Origin of the sequence: Flavobacterium micromati, from assembly GCF_900129585.1 — a bacterium.
Classification (GTDB): domain Bacteria; phylum Bacteroidota; class Bacteroidia; order Flavobacteriales; family Flavobacteriaceae; genus Flavobacterium; species Flavobacterium micromati.
Window position 1 is genome coordinate 70,944 of sequence record NZ_FQWF01000011.1, and the last position, 14,010, is coordinate 84,953.

17 protein-coding genes are annotated in these 14,010 nt (G+C 32.5%); 7 read left to right on the plus strand and 10 right to left on the minus strand.

Annotated elements, in window-relative coordinates:
* Window positions 1-23: 23 nt before the first annotated feature.
* The gene (locus BUB42_RS12330; protein ID WP_170857232.1) at window positions 24-710 is read left to right on the plus strand and encodes a zinc metallopeptidase; all 687 of its coding nucleotides are present in this window, start codon (window positions 24-26) and stop codon (window positions 708-710) included.
* A 119-nt stretch (window positions 711-829) separates the two neighbouring features.
* On the opposite strand, the gene BUB42_RS12335 is transcribed toward BUB42_RS12330, so the two are convergent.
* From BUB42_RS12335 to BUB42_RS12345, 3 genes are all read right to left on the minus strand, one after another.
* Window positions 830-1,300, minus strand: a complete 471-nt coding sequence (locus BUB42_RS12335) for an Lrp/AsnC ligand binding domain-containing protein (RefSeq protein ID WP_073020790.1) — start codon at window positions 1,298-1,300, stop codon at window positions 830-832.
* Between the two features lie 152 nt (window positions 1,301-1,452).
* Window positions 1,453-2,202, minus strand: coding sequence for a uroporphyrinogen-III synthase (locus tag BUB42_RS12340; RefSeq protein WP_073021042.1), 750 nt, complete (start codon window positions 2,200-2,202; stop codon window positions 1,453-1,455).
* 13 nt (window positions 2,203-2,215) lie between these two features.
* Window positions 2,216-2,887 carry a DUF4271 domain-containing protein gene (locus tag BUB42_RS12345; protein ID WP_073020792.1) on the minus strand — a complete coding sequence of 224 codons (672 nt, stop codon included), beginning with the start codon at window positions 2,885-2,887 and terminating at the stop codon, window positions 2,216-2,218.
* 103 nt (window positions 2,888-2,990) lie between these two features.
* Here BUB42_RS12345 and BUB42_RS12350 point away from each other — a divergent pair, with 103 nt between their 5' ends.
* The 3 genes from BUB42_RS12350 to BUB42_RS12360 are packed head-to-tail and all read left to right on the plus strand — an operon-like array spanning window position 2,991 to window position 5,560.
* Window positions 2,991-3,716, plus strand: a complete 726-nt coding sequence (locus BUB42_RS12350; protein WP_073020794.1) for a polyprenol monophosphomannose synthase — start codon at window positions 2,991-2,993, stop codon at window positions 3,714-3,716.
* A 9-nt stretch (window positions 3,717-3,725) separates the two neighbouring features.
* A complete protein-coding gene (locus BUB42_RS12355) occupies window positions 3,726-5,066 on the plus strand; it encodes a dihydroorotase (RefSeq protein WP_073020796.1) in 1,341 nt (446 codons plus the stop codon).
* 11 nt (window positions 5,067-5,077) lie between these two features.
* Entirely contained in the window at window positions 5,078-5,560 is a 483-nt protein-coding gene (locus BUB42_RS12360) for a DUF4296 domain-containing protein (protein WP_073020797.1), read from the plus strand.
* Window positions 5,561-5,564: 4 nt separating this feature from the next.
* Here the strand turns inward: BUB42_RS12360 and BUB42_RS12365 are convergent, their stop codons facing one another.
* Complete coding sequence (locus BUB42_RS12365) at window positions 5,565-6,560, minus strand: NAD-dependent epimerase/dehydratase family protein (RefSeq protein WP_073020809.1); 996 nt, start codon at window positions 6,558-6,560, stop codon at window positions 5,565-5,567.
* A gap of 161 nt (window positions 6,561-6,721) precedes the next feature.
* On the opposite strand from BUB42_RS12365, the gene tyrS reads away from it, so the two are divergent.
* The 3 genes from tyrS to BUB42_RS12380 are packed head-to-tail and all read left to right on the plus strand — an operon-like array spanning window position 6,722 to window position 8,414.
* Window positions 6,722-8,014 (plus strand): tyrosine--tRNA ligase, encoded by a 1,293-nt coding sequence (gene tyrS, locus BUB42_RS12370; RefSeq protein WP_073020811.1) that lies wholly within the window; start codon window positions 6,722-6,724, stop codon window positions 8,012-8,014.
* A 33-nt stretch (window positions 8,015-8,047) separates the two neighbouring features.
* Entirely contained in the window at window positions 8,048-8,251 is a 204-nt protein-coding gene (locus BUB42_RS12375; protein WP_073020813.1) for a hypothetical protein, read from the plus strand.
* Window positions 8,244-8,414, plus strand: a complete 171-nt coding sequence (locus BUB42_RS12380) for a type II toxin-antitoxin system RelE family toxin (RefSeq protein ID WP_244533931.1) — start codon at window positions 8,244-8,246, stop codon at window positions 8,412-8,414. Before BUB42_RS12375 ends, BUB42_RS12380 begins: the two co-directional genes overlap by 8 nt.
* An 83-nt stretch (window positions 8,415-8,497) precedes the next feature.
* On the opposite strand, the gene BUB42_RS12385 is transcribed toward BUB42_RS12380, so the two are convergent.
* The 6 genes from BUB42_RS12385 to BUB42_RS12410 all read right to left on the minus strand — a co-directional run bounded on the left by BUB42_RS12385 (window position 8,498) and on the right by BUB42_RS12410 (window position 14,010).
* Window positions 8,498-9,499: a LuxE/PaaK family acyltransferase gene (locus tag BUB42_RS12385; RefSeq protein WP_073020815.1), complete on the minus strand. Its 1,002-nt coding sequence runs from the start codon at window positions 9,497-9,499 to the stop codon at window positions 8,498-8,500.
* Between the two features lie 90 nt (window positions 9,500-9,589).
* Window positions 9,590-10,579, minus strand: coding sequence for a glycosyltransferase family protein (locus BUB42_RS12390; protein ID WP_073020817.1), 990 nt, complete (start codon window positions 10,577-10,579; stop codon window positions 9,590-9,592).
* Window positions 10,580-10,585: 6 nt separating this feature from the next.
* Entirely contained in the window at window positions 10,586-11,410 is an 825-nt protein-coding gene (locus BUB42_RS12395) for a UDP-2,3-diacylglucosamine diphosphatase (RefSeq protein ID WP_073020819.1), read from the minus strand.
* Between the two features lie 85 nt (window positions 11,411-11,495).
* Window positions 11,496-11,834, minus strand: coding sequence for a T9SS type A sorting domain-containing protein (locus tag BUB42_RS12400; protein WP_073020821.1), 339 nt, complete (start codon window positions 11,832-11,834; stop codon window positions 11,496-11,498).
* 139 nt (window positions 11,835-11,973) lie between these two features.
* The gene (locus tag BUB42_RS12405) at window positions 11,974-12,534 is read right to left on the minus strand and encodes a hypothetical protein (RefSeq protein ID WP_073020822.1); all 561 of its coding nucleotides are present in this window, start codon (window positions 12,532-12,534) and stop codon (window positions 11,974-11,976) included.
* 66 nt (window positions 12,535-12,600) lie between these two features.
* The gene (locus BUB42_RS12410) at window positions 12,601-14,010 is read right to left on the minus strand and encodes a hypothetical protein (RefSeq protein WP_073020824.1); all 1,410 of its coding nucleotides are present in this window, start codon (window positions 14,008-14,010) and stop codon (window positions 12,601-12,603) included.

Consider the following 14,010-nt stretch of genomic DNA (forward strand, 5'->3'; position numbering starts at 1 on the left):
TTCAAAAAACAAAAGAAAGAAGTATGGGAATGGGATATTTAATTCTAGCTGGGGCAATCATGTTGTTCAGCTGGCTAGTTAGTTCAAGACTAAAAAGTAAATTTGAACATTATTCTAAGTTACAATTACAAAACGGAATGTCAGGTGCTGAAATAGCCGAAAAAATGCTGGCTGACAATGGTATTCGTGATGTAAGAGTGATTTCTACACCAGGAAGATTGACGGATCATTACAATCCAATGGATAAAACAATTAATTTAAGTGAAGCAGTTTATAATCAAAGAAATGCTGCTGCTGCTGCGGTTGCGGCTCACGAATGTGGTCATGCGGTGCAACATGCTGTAGGATATCAATGGCTGACTATGCGGTCTAAGTTGGTGCCAATTGTAAATGTGGCTTCAAGCTATATGCAATGGATTTTACTTGGTGGAATCTTATTGTTGAATACTTTTCCACAATTGTTATTGGTGGGGATTATAATTTTTGCAGCAACTACATTATTTTCAATTGTTACATTGCCTGTAGAATATGACGCAAGTAATCGAGCATTAGCTTGGTTAGAAAATAAAAGAATGTTAACGCAACAAGAACAAGCAGGTGCTAAGGATTCATTAAAATGGGCTGCTAGAACTTATGTCGTGGCTGCTTTAGGCTCAATTGCAACATTGTTGTACTATGTTTCTATTTATATGGGTGGTAGAAGAGATTAATTAGAAAATTAACTAATTACAAAATTAGAATAGTGTTTGAAAAAATAAGAGCCGTCTCATTTATATAATGAGTCGGCTCTTTTTAAATTATCTCATTTTCTAATTTATATACTTTGCCTTTAAAGCTGAATCTGCCGATCGATTTGCTGATCTAATGAAATAAAGGTTTCTGTTCGTGAAACACCTTCTATTGCTTGGATTTTAGTATTTAGTAAATGCATTAAATGCTCGTTGTCCCTACAAATAATTTTGATCAAAATCGACCAATTTCCTGTAGTGTAATGGCATTCTAAAACTTCGGGGATTTTCTTTAAATCTCTTACCGCTTCTGGATTTCGGGCTGCTTTATCTAGGTAAATACCAACAAAGGCCATTGTGTTGTAACCCAATATTTTAGTATTGACAGTAAACTTAGAACCCGAAATTACTCCTGATTGTTCTAGTTTTCGTAATCGCTGATGAATCGCCGCTCCAGAAATTCCTATTTTATTGGCGATTTGAAGAATAGGCTTTCGAGCATCGTTCATTAAATCGCGCAGGATTTCTTTATCAATACCGTCAATTTCTACTTGCAGTGAGTTGATTTTCATATCTTATTATCTTAAACTAAAAGTTGGATTTTAGTTTCATTTGCAAATCAAAAATAGGTAAAAAGAGATTAAAATTTAGAAAAACAGGAATAGAATTATAAAAAAAGCCATTCAAATTTGAATGGCTTTAATAATTTTATCTCAAAGTATTTTTATTTTCCTTTATTTGCTTCAATAATATATTTTTCCAATGCCATAGTCATAGAGGGCGTTGCAGGTGTTGGAGCTAGAATATCAACTCTTAATCCGTGATCCAATGCTTCTTTTTGTGTAGTACTACCAAAAACTGCAATTCGAGTGTTGTTTTGTTCAAAACTTGGAAAATTCATAAACAATGATTTTATTCCTGTAGGACTAAAAAAGGCCAAAACATCATAATAGACATCAGCTAGATCTGATAAATCACTCATTACAGTTTTGTAAAAAATCGCCGGGGTCCAATCTACTTTTAACGCATTTAAAGTTATTTGCGCATCAGCATTTAATTGATCAGACGCAGGGAGTAAGAATTTCTCGTCCTTATACTTTTTTATTAACGGAGATAAATCAGCAAAATCCTTTGGTCCAACATAAATTTTACGTTTTCTGTAAACTACATATTTTTGCAAGTAAAAAGCAATTGCTTCTGATTGACAAAAATATTTAAGTCCTTCCGGTACTTTAAAGCGCATTTCATCAGCAACTCTAAAAAAGTGATCAACAGAATTTTTACTTGTTAAAATAATAGCGGAATAATTGTTAAGATCCACTTTTTGAAGCCGAATCTCTTTTGCACTTACTCCTTCTACATGAATAAAAGGTCTGAAATCAATTTTTACTTTATGCTTTTGTTGAAGTTCAAAGTAAGGTGAATTTTCGACCTTAGGTTCAGGTTGTGATACCAAAATTGTTTTCACTTTCATATTTTCACTTTTTCTAAGCATTTCCCTTTATAAACCAATAATACATAAAATAATAGGGTGCTATTTCAAGAGTGCAAAGATATAAAATAAAGTAAAACAACTTACCTAATATTATTTTTTGATAATTTTTTATTGAAATAAAATAAGTTAACAAATTAGCTATCAACACTATACCTATAATTATTAGTGGTATATTTCTTGAAAATGAGTCGTAATAAAACAAAATTATATTAAAAGGTAGAATGAATAATCCGATGTAAGTTCTGTAAGTAACCTTTTGGAGATTAAATTGCTCTGTAAAATCCTCAATATTAAAAGCAGTTGCAATTATTTTTTCTATCAAATATTTGGACAAGATAAAAAACGTTAAAAACGTTAATATTTGGATATAAAGCAACCAGTCAGTTTTGGAGCCCAAGCCAAAATAGCTTAATGTTACTTGGATAAAAAAAGCAAATGAAATTAATTGCACAATAAATAAAGAAATTGTAAATGGGCTTTTTAAATTCGTGTTATCTTTATAAACTTTAATATATTTGTTAGAGTAAACGAGGTTAGCGAAATCACTAAATCGATTTTCAAAAACTGATTTAGCTATAGCAATGATGGCAAACGAGAATACGAAAAGTGCTGTTGCCCAATCTTTGCTCTCTAGTAATCTAGGTTGTAGTATTGTATCGATCATAACATTGCAAAATTACAAATTTTTATATCATTCTTTTTATTATAATTTTATTAAGATTCTAATCGCTTAAAAAGTTTATTTTTGCGCTGAAATTACCGTAAATATGAATGACTGTATTGTTATAATTCCTACCTATAACGAAATTGAAAATATCGAAAGTATCGTAAGATCTGTACTTTCTCAACACAAGCTTTTTCATGTTTTAATAATTGACGACAATTCGCCTGATCATACCAGCGAGAAAGTGATATTACTTCAGTCTGAGTTTGGAGGCCGCTTATTTTTAGAAAAAAGAGAAAAAAAATCTGGTTTGGGTACTGCTTATGTTCATGGATTTAAATGGGCTTTATCGAAAAAATATGATTTTATTTTTGAAATGGATGCCGATTTCTCTCATAATCCAAATGATTTAGAGAAATTGTATAACGCATGTCATCTAGGTGATGCTGATTTAGCCATAGGTTCTAGATATGTAACAGGTGTAAATGTCGTAAATTGGCCATTAAGTCGTGTTTTATTGTCTTATTTTGCCTCTGTTTATGTTAGAATGATTACTGGAATGAAAATTCACGATGCAACGGCTGGATTTGTTTGCTACAAAAGAAAAGTTTTAGAGGACATTAACTTAGAGAAAATAAGGTTTGTTGGTTATGCTTTTCAAATTGAAATGAAATATAGGACATTTTGTAAAAAATTCGAAATCATAGAGGTTCCAATTATTTTTACTGATAGAACAAAAGGGCAATCAAAAATGAGCAACTCTATTATAATTGAAGCTGTTTTTGGGGTTATTGCACTTAGATTAAAAAAATTAGTTAACACATTATAAGGTGAAGCGATGAATAGGATCTTAATTAAGAATGCCAAAATTGTAAATGAAGGAGTGATTTTTGAAGGCGATGTGTTGATTGAAAATGACTTAATTGTCGAAATTTCAGAGACAATTAGTGCTAAATCGAATGATTGTAAAATTATTGATGCAGAGGGTAACTTTTTGATTCCGGGAGCAATTGATGACCAAGTGCACTTTAGAGAGCCAGGATTGACGCATAAAGGCGATATTGAGTCAGAATCTAAAGCGGCAGTTGCGGGTGGAATTACTTCTTATATTGAGCAGCCAAACACTGTTCCCAATGCTATCACCCAAGAAATATTAGAACAAAAATACGAGCTCGCTGCCCAGAATTCATACGCGAATTACTCATTTATGATGGGTGGAACTAATGAAAATTTGGAAGAAATTCTGAAAACTAATCCAAGAAACGTTGCTGGCTTAAAATTATTTCTAGGTTCATCTACAGGTGACATGCTGGTGGATAGTTCAGATTCATTAGAAAAAATATTTTCATCTACCAAACTGCTAATTGCGGTGCACAGCGAAGACGAAGACACTGTAAAATCGAACCTTGAAAAATTTAAATTGGAATATGGTGATGATATTCCAGTGGAGTGCCATCCTGAAATAAGATCAGTTGAGGCTTGTTATAAATCTACTGAACGAATTGTAAAACTTGCCAAAAAAACAGGAGCAAGATTACACGTATTTCATTTATCGACAGCAAAGGAGCTTGAATTTTTCACCAATAAAATTCCGCTCGAAGATAAACTTATTACCGCTGAGGTATGTATTCACCATTTATGGTTTTCTGATGAAGATTATAAAACAAAAGGTAATTTAATTAAATGGAATCCAGCAATTAAATCTTCTGATGACCGCAAAGCATTGTGGGCAGCATTGTTAGATGGCAGAATAGATGTCATTGCAACAGATCATGCGCCACATACATTAGAAGAAAAAAAACAGTCCTATTTAAAAGCTCCGTCTGGAGGTCCATTAGTACAACACGCAGTTGTAGCAATGTTTGAGGCTTTTCATCAAGGAAAAATAAGTGTAGAAAAAATTGTGGAAAAGATGTGTCACAATCCTGCTAAAATTTTTAAAATAGAAAAGCGCGGTTTTATAAAGGAAGGCTATTATGCTGATTTAGTTATTGTAAATTCAGGATTGCCTTGGAGTGTTAAGAAAGAAAATATTTTGGCTAAGTGTGGTTGGTCTCCGTTTGAAGGTTATACTTTTAAATCTAGAATTACACATACCTTCGTGAACGGTCAGTTAGTGTACACTCCTTTTGTAGTAAAGGATATTCGTGCTGGAAAAAGATTATTATTTAATAGGTAACAGTTTTATTTATGAATAAATATTTAATTTTTATTGCTGTATTCACTTTGATTATAAGTTGCAAAGAAGAAAAAAAACCTGCTCGCTTGATTGAAAAAGATGTTATGGTTAAAATCATTTATGATTTATCAGTTTTACAAGCTATAAAATATCAGAATCCAACGTCTATTGACAGTTTTAAAATAAATGCAAGAGATTTTGTATATAAAAAATACAAAGTGGACAGCCTTCAATTTGCACAAAGTAATATTTATTATTCGTCCAATGGGGAACAATATAAAGAAATGTTCAGCCAAGTTGTGGGTCGAATTAATGCAGAAAAAACAAGTGCTGATTCCTTAATAAAAGCAGAAATCAAGAAACAAAGTAAAGGCGATAAAAAAAAGGGAAAAGAATTGATAACGGCAAAAGATTCATTAAAAAAAGCAGGGAAGAAGGTTTTTGAAAAAGATGCAGTAAAGAAAGTTTCGTTAGAAAAAGAAGCGCTACAATAAAAATTTAGCTTTCTAAAACTGAAATTTCTTTTATGTATTGATGTATATCCGTAAAGTTATAGTTTAAGGCATCTTTAATCTTTTGATTAGAATATAAGCTTTTTGAATGCGATGCTCTCGCGGTAGCTTTTGTAAATTGTCTTTTTTTCCCAAAACAAATTGCTAAAAAGGCATCAACTCGCCAAAGTATTTCCATCAATAATTGACTTGCTTCCCGAGTTGGTTTTTTTACTTTCAAAACAGTCGCAATACTGCACAATACTTCCTTGAAAGTCATGTTTTGAGCAACTAGTGTAAATCGATTATTAGAAAATTCGCTGTTCATTAAATCTGTAGTGATTTTTACTACGTCAATAACGGAAACAAATCCGCTGGTTCCCATCGTATAATAGGACAAACCATCTGCAACTTTTTGAAAAAGTAGGCCGCTTCCTTGCTCTCTAAAACCAGGGCCAATAATCACTCCTGGATTGACAATTAGCGTATTTAATCCTTCTTGTTGACCACGCCAAATCTCTATTTCGGCGCCGTATTTAGAAATAGCATAATCACTGTGGTAGTTTTCCGGATTCCATTCTGTTTGTTCTGTCACGAATTTTTCATTAGGTAATAGATCACCGAGCGTTGCTATAGAACTAACAAAACAGAGTTTTTTGACATTATTAGCGATACAAAAATTAACAATGTTGGCCGTGCCTTCAATATTAGTTTTTCTCAGTAAATTTTCATCTTTTGGATCTAAGGAAATTACAGCTGCACAATGGTAAACATAGTCAATTCCTTTAAATACTTCCGCGAGCGCAGGAACATCTATAATGTCAGCTTGTTGCCAATTGATTCGATCAAATAATTCTACTTTTTTATAAAGCTCAAATAATGATTTAGTTTTTTCGATCCTTTCAGGTTTTCGGTAAATTGCGCGAACTTGCTCTCCATTTTCAAGTAAATGTAGCAATAAATGCGCACCAACTAATCCGGTTCCTCCTGTTACTAAAATCATTTGGTAAAAGTAATAAAATCATATCCAACTTTAAAGGACTATTTTATTCTTGAAATTGATTTTACAGTTTATTGCGGATAATTTTGAATTTACCATTGCGGTCGAAATTGATATTGTCATTGAACTTGAATTACTATCTTTGCGCAAATTGATTAAAAGTGATGAGAAATTTTATTGAAGAAGTGACGTGGAGAGGAATGCTTCACGATGTTATGCCCGGCACAGAGGAACATTTGATGGAAAAAATGCGAGTGGCCTATGTGGGAATTGATCCAACTGCCGATTCATTACACATAGGCCATTTAGTAGGTGTGATGTTGTTAAAACATTTTCAATTGTCAGGACATAAGCCTCTTGCATTAATTGGAGGTGCGACAGGAATGATAGGTGATCCATCAGGAAAATCTAATGAACGAAACTTATTAGACGAAACCACTTTACGTCACAATCAAGAAGCAATAAAAAGCCAATTATCGCGGTTTTTAGACTTTACTTCTAATGGTGCAAATGCTGCCGAATTGGTAAACAATTACGACTGGATGAAGGATTTTTCTTTTCTGGATTTTATTAGAGATATTGGAAAGCATATTACGGTGAATTACATGATGTCTAAGGATTCTGTAAAAAAGCGTTTATCTTCTGAAGCCGCTGAAGGAATGTCATTTACTGAGTTTACTTACCAACTTGTTCAAGGATATGATTTTTTACATTTATATAGAAATAAAAGTTGTACACTTCAAATGGGAGGAAGTGATCAATGGGGAAATATCACCACAGGAACTGAATTAGTTCGCAGAATTGCCAGCGGAAAAGCTTACGCACTGACTTGTCCATTGATTACAAAAGCCGATGGAACAAAATTTGGTAAATCTGAAGGAGGAAATATATGGTTAGATGCAGCAAGAACTTCTCCTTATAAATTTTACCAATATTGGTTGAATACGTCAGATATTGATGCTGAGAAATACATAAAGATTTTTACTTTTTTGACGAAAGATGAAATTGAAGTGCTGACAGAAAACCATAGAGAAACTCCGCATTTGCGAATATTACAAAAACGTTTAGCTGAAGAAATAACGGTAATGGTTCATTCAGCGTCTGATTTAGAAAATGCAATAAAGGCATCAAATATATTGTTTGGAAATTCAACTTCCGATGATTTGAAGCAACTAGATGAGGCCACTTTTTTAGATGTTTTTGAAGGTGTTCCGCAGGCTGAAATAGCTAAAGCAGAGTTAGAAGCGGGTATTGATATCGTCGCTGTTTTAAACGAAAAAACAGGATTTTTCAAATCAAATGGTGAAGCAAGACGAGCATTGACAGCCAATTCGATTTCGGTAAACCGAGAAAAAGTAAAAGAGGATTTTGCGCTTTCGTCAAAAGATTTAATTAATAATCAATTTGTATTATTGCAAAGTGGGAAGAAAAATTATTTTGTAATTAGAGTGTCTTAATTTTATAACTTTACTTTCTAAAACTTAGTATTTATGGAAACTCAATTTTTGACTGACGAAAGAGGAAATAGAACAGCTGTTGTTTTATCTATAAAAAAGTATAATAAACTAATTGAAGAATTGGAAGATCTTGAAGATGTGCGTCTTTATGATGAAGCTAAACGAGAAGATGATGGTTATCGTATCTCTTTTGAAGATTATATGAAAACGCGGAAAGTGAAAAAGTTAGATGTATAAAATAGACTTTTCAAAAAAGGCTCAAAAGAAATTAGATAAATTGTCTGATGTTACAGCAGATCCAATATTATTTGCAATTGGAAGTCTCTCAAGAAACCCTCGACCAAAAGGTTATAAAAAGCTAAAGGGCCGAAAAGGATATAGAATACGTGTCGGAGATTAGAGAGTGATTTATGAAATTATTGATGATATCCTTTTAATTGATGTTATTGAGATAGGAGATCGGAAAACTTTTATGAATAAGGTTTAGATCACCATCAAATTGCAACCGCGAATATCAGAATTATCAAAACGTCCCAATACCTCGAAAGAGTTGTTGGGATATTTTTTGCCTAAATCCTGCGTGGCAATAAAAGAACATGAATTAATGTTAGCTAAATCAATAACATTAATCCCGCCTGTTTTTCCGTTAGGGATATAAGTCAAAGCATCTTCGGTATCGCGAACAAGAATTTGAATCCATGACGGGCATTCAAAAACGCCCTCGCCCAGAGAATAGGCCTGCGAGAGCAATTCCGTCATCCCATATTCAGAATGAATAGCCGAAACTCCAAATCCTTCGCAAAGTTGCTTGTGCAACTCTTCCCGAATCATTTCCTTGCGCTTTCCTTTCATGCCGCCAGTTTCCATGATTATGGTCGAGCTCTCTAACCCGCGAAGGGTGAATGAAACTGATTTTGAATATTCAATTAAATCAAGTAGCGCATAAGTAACTCCAATCAAAAGTACGTTCTTACCAACTTGATTTAATGTTGTAAGTTTAGAAATCAGGGCATCATAATCGTGTAGATAAAATCCACTTTCATCATGATTAGACATTTTAATCAAATCCTTTACCATGTAAATAAGCGATGAGCCTTCTCTTTCTAAATAAGATGGAAGTAATGCTAAAACTACATAATCTTCGATGTTGCCGTAAAATTGGGAAAATCCTTGACGGTAACTTTGTTCATATAAGGAAACGTCGGTGACTAAATGTTTACTAGTAATTGTGCCTGTTGTGCCGCTGCTGGTAAAAATTTCTTGAATTTTATTGTCATTGGAAACAACATCATGACTTTTAAAAAACTGGATTGGTAAAAAAGGAATCTGCTGTAGAGTTTTTACCTTGTGAGGATCAGTTTTTAAAAAATCACAGAATTCTCGATATACCAAATTATTTTCATGCTGAAAACGGAATACTTTTAACGCAATTTTTTCAAATTGTTTTTGAGTTGAAATAGTAAATATATCTGACGATGTGATCAAGGATTCTTTTTTGCAAAAGTAATCAAATTATTAAAAATAAACAGATCAGTAGTGATGTTAAACATTCTTGCTCTGGCAGTTTTGTAATAATTAGTCGTTGTAGGTATCAAATAAGTATTGTAGCGTTTCAGGAATACAATTAGCCTTTATTTCTGGATTTATAGTTTCAGAATTCAACCAATTGACAATTATTTTGTCAAAATGATTTCCCACTTCATAAACTACAGGCACACCCATTTTTTTCAAGGCTGCGGCATTACACTCTTGCTCGTAATGATTTTGAATTGGAATACTAAGTATTTTCTTTTTTAAATAGAGTGCTTCTGCTGGTGTTTCAAAGCCTCCACCAGTTATAATCCCGTGACATGAAATTAAACTTTCATTAAAATACGTTTGATTAACTGGATAATAAGTAACATTTCGTATTGTGGTTTTGGTAGTAATATCATTCAAAAACCAGTGAAATTCTATATCTGGAAGGTCATTGAAAGCTTTTTCTAAACAAAATCTATCAAATGAAGGTAAGTAAACAGTGATATATTTCTTATCAACTGGATCAGCTAGTTGTATTTCCTCTTTGATGATGGGAGGCCTAATAAACGAATCATAATTTTCAAAATGTAAGCCTATATTCTTTGGTGCCGAGGAAAAATGTTGAAGTACAATTTCCCCCATTAAACTTTTTTTTGCAGGTCTTGGAGTTAATTTTGATACAAAGCTTGCTTGATGTCCAAACTGAACCGAATGTACTTTTTGAAGCTTGCAAGCCAATGATGTTATCGAGTCAAAATCATTTATAACAAAATCATACTGTCTAATAGGTAATGATTGTGCTTCTTTGATGATGTTATATAAGTTGATATTCTTAGTTATTTTCCAGTAATCTAGTCCACCGCATGCACTGTAAAATAAACTGCAGCCTTTGCTGGTATATTTCACTGGTACATCTAAGTTTAAACTTGCGTTACTTCCGCTAAGAAAAAAATCAACTTCACCAAATTTTTTTAAATAGGGATACAGTTGCATCGCTCGACTAATGTGGCCATTTCCAGTGGCTTGTATTGCGTAAAAAATTTTCATATTATTTTAAGATAAAATTTTATTTACAATATCATTAATCATTTCCTCGTCAACAGACTGATTAATAGGTTGTTCGTTAAAATTTGTTTTATCATATTTGTAGATAGTCCATTTTTTTTTGTTGTATTCTAAAGCGGTTAGATTCTCAACCCAATCACCACTATTTAAATAGATTACTTTGCCGTTTTCGTTCGAAACCTCTCTCATTTGAGGTTTATGAATATGTCCGCATACAACGTAATCGTATTTTTTTTCTATTGCAATTTCTGCTGCGGTTGTTTCAAAGTTTGAAATAAAAGCTACTGCTTTTTTTACACTATCTTTAATTTTTTTTGAAAAACTTCTTTTTTCTTTCCCAAATAAAACTAAGATCCAATTTAAAAAACAGTTAACTAAGATGAGTAGATCATATCCTTTTCCTCCCAATTTAGCAATTATCTTTGCATAACCCTTTGTTGAGCGGTCAAAAACATCTCCATGAAAAATCCATATTTTTTTGTCGTTTAATTCCAAGACGAGTTTATCTACAAGTTCAATATTACCTAAAATAGTATCAGAATATTTGCGCAAAGCTTCATCGTGATTTCCAGTAATATAAATGACTTTGGTACCTTGGTTTGACATTTTTAGAATTTGTCTTAGCACATTTATGTGGGAAGCTGGAAAATAACTTTTACTAAAATTCCAGATATCAATGACATCACCATTTAAAACTAGCATTTCTGGTTGAATCGATTTTAAGTAAGAGGTGAGTTCTGTAGCGTGACAGCCGTAAGTACCTAAGTGGATATCGCTTAAAACTACAAGGGGAAGTATTCTTTTCTTTGTCATTATTTGTTTTTACGAAAGTAAAAACAAACTGTTATTCAAATGTTGCCTAACCATTACGAAATCAACACGAAAAAATATAAGGGATTTATTTGATAATTAATTTACGAGTGGCAGACGCTTCTTTCTCATAAATTTTAATAATGTAGACGCCAGAGGTTAAATTAGAAACATTTAATTCTCGCGAATTTAAAACTGTTTGAAGCACTTTTTTACCTAAAACATCAAAGATGATAATTTCTTTATCAAGATCATTTTTTGTAGAAATATATACTTTTCCATTACTGATAGGATTGGGATACAAATTCAATCCTTCTATTGAAGCACTTTCCAGTACTCTTGGTTGTGTTTTAGTATCCTGAGCATTTGCTCCTATTGTAAATAAAAAAACCAAAAAAATTGTAGTATAAAAGTAGTTTTTTGCCATCAGATCAATTTGAGTAGTAAAGATACATTAAATAATTCAAAAACTAGACCAAAAAAAAACATCCTAAGTAGTTAGGATGTTTTTTCTTAAAAATTGTGAAATATGATAACTGATTAATATTTAAAAATTCTCAGTTATCTTATTTACTAATGGTTTTCCAACCTCTATTTATTGTGTCAAAAGCAGTCACTTCGTCTGGAAATTCAATATAAAATTCAGGATTGGAATTAACTGTGTAAAATTTAGTTAAATCCTCTCTTTTTATGTATTTCGTAAATAGCATTTGAGTTTTTTCCTTTAATTCAGTTGGTTCCATTTTCCAAGTTCTGAAACCTTCTTCATAAAATACAATATCGCCATTTGCAGTATATTTAATTTGACCAACAGTTGCAACTTTTTTTAATTTTAAACTAGGAGCAATTTTGGTGACTGCAAAAAATACAGTTTTGTTTATGGAATCATTATAATAAAATAGTAGGTCCATTTTTGATGCTCGTTTCAGATATTCTGAATTATAAACAGTATCAAATTTATTGTATTGGTTTGCATTTCTTGCCAAATCGTCAACATATCTTACTATCGAATACTTAAATTCAGATTGTTCTTTCGGAGTTAAAAATTGATCAGGATTACTATTTATGACATCATTTTTACAAGAAAATAAAGTAAAAAGTAAAAGTATTAAAACTATATTTTTCATTTTGAAATAAATTAAAAAAGAGCTTAATCGTCGTGATTAAGCTCTTCAAAAATACATTATTTTTAATTAGTATGCTTTTGCAATTGGGTTAAATTCAGCCCAGCCATCTGTCCAGTCCGTTGCTCCAAATGCACCAACATAAGGTGTAATAGTCAATCCTGATAATTTTGCATTTGTAAATGATGCTCCAGATGCTAATAAACCACTTGTTACCGCAAACGTAGGGTTTGCTTCGTATCCTGTATTAGATTTAACTCCAAAAAAGATATTTGTGTTCAAACCTAAAGCAGTATATCCAACAGCATTATCAGGTTCGTTACTCATAACGTTAGTTGCAGTCCAAAGTGTTGCAATATTTGCTGCAGTTGCTGTCATTCCAGATCCAACTGCATAAACTGGGTTTGATGAACTGTTACTATTTGTGTGCATCACGTTATTTAGTAAAAATCCATTAGCTGTTCCAGAATAATTATCAACAACTGATTGTTGATTAAATCTAATTCCTCTTGGGTAACCCACAAAAACTGAATTTGCAATAGTTACAGCAGTTCTTCTTCTTAAATCAAGAGAATGCTGGTAATTAGCATTTATCGATTGAGAAGCTGTTAATTTAGGCCCAATTAGTGTGAAATTAGAGAAAACACCTGTTGTCAATAAAGTAGTAACATTATCATTAGGACCATTGTCACATTCAAAAGAGTTTGAACCTGATTGATCAGCAAAACTTGGATAACGAACTTCTACACCAAATTGAACTTTTCCCGAAAATCCAAAATCAACGTCAAAACTATCATCCCAAGAAGCGAAAGAAATAAGATTTTTTCCGTTTACAGATCCACCAAACCATTCAAAACCATCATCACCACCAAAAGATACTTGAGTGTTTTCTAAAACAGTTCCACTTCCTACACCTCCTAAAGTAATTGAGTTGGTTTCATTATTTGGAGTTAATTCGATACCCGCAAATTCAACTCTTACGAATTTCAAACTACCCGAATTATCTGCGTCAACAGTTCCACCATAGGTAACTGACGGCGTTATTCCCTCAATAGCAGGACTAGCTTGGTTTACATTAGCTTTTCCTAAAATAACTAATCCACCCCAGTCACCTCTGTCTCTTGTATTTGCTGGTAAAGCCGAAGTAAATACGATAGGCTGTGTAGCAGTTCCATTAGCTATAATTTTTCCTCCTGGTGCAATGATTAATGTGCCTTTAGTTGCTTTGTCACCAAATATAATTGTACCGGCTTCAATAGTTAAAGTTTGTCCATCATTTACAAAAACTTGACCTTTTAAAAGGTATTTTGTAGTACTACTTAATGTTCTAGTCGATAACGTACCTGTTAATTCAACTGGCCCTGAAACTGGCGGAATAACAACTACTGGCGGAGTAACAACATCATCATCATTTGAGCAAGATGAAATTGAAAGCATCGTTAAAAGAACGGTTGCGAAATTTAAAAGACTTTTTTTCAT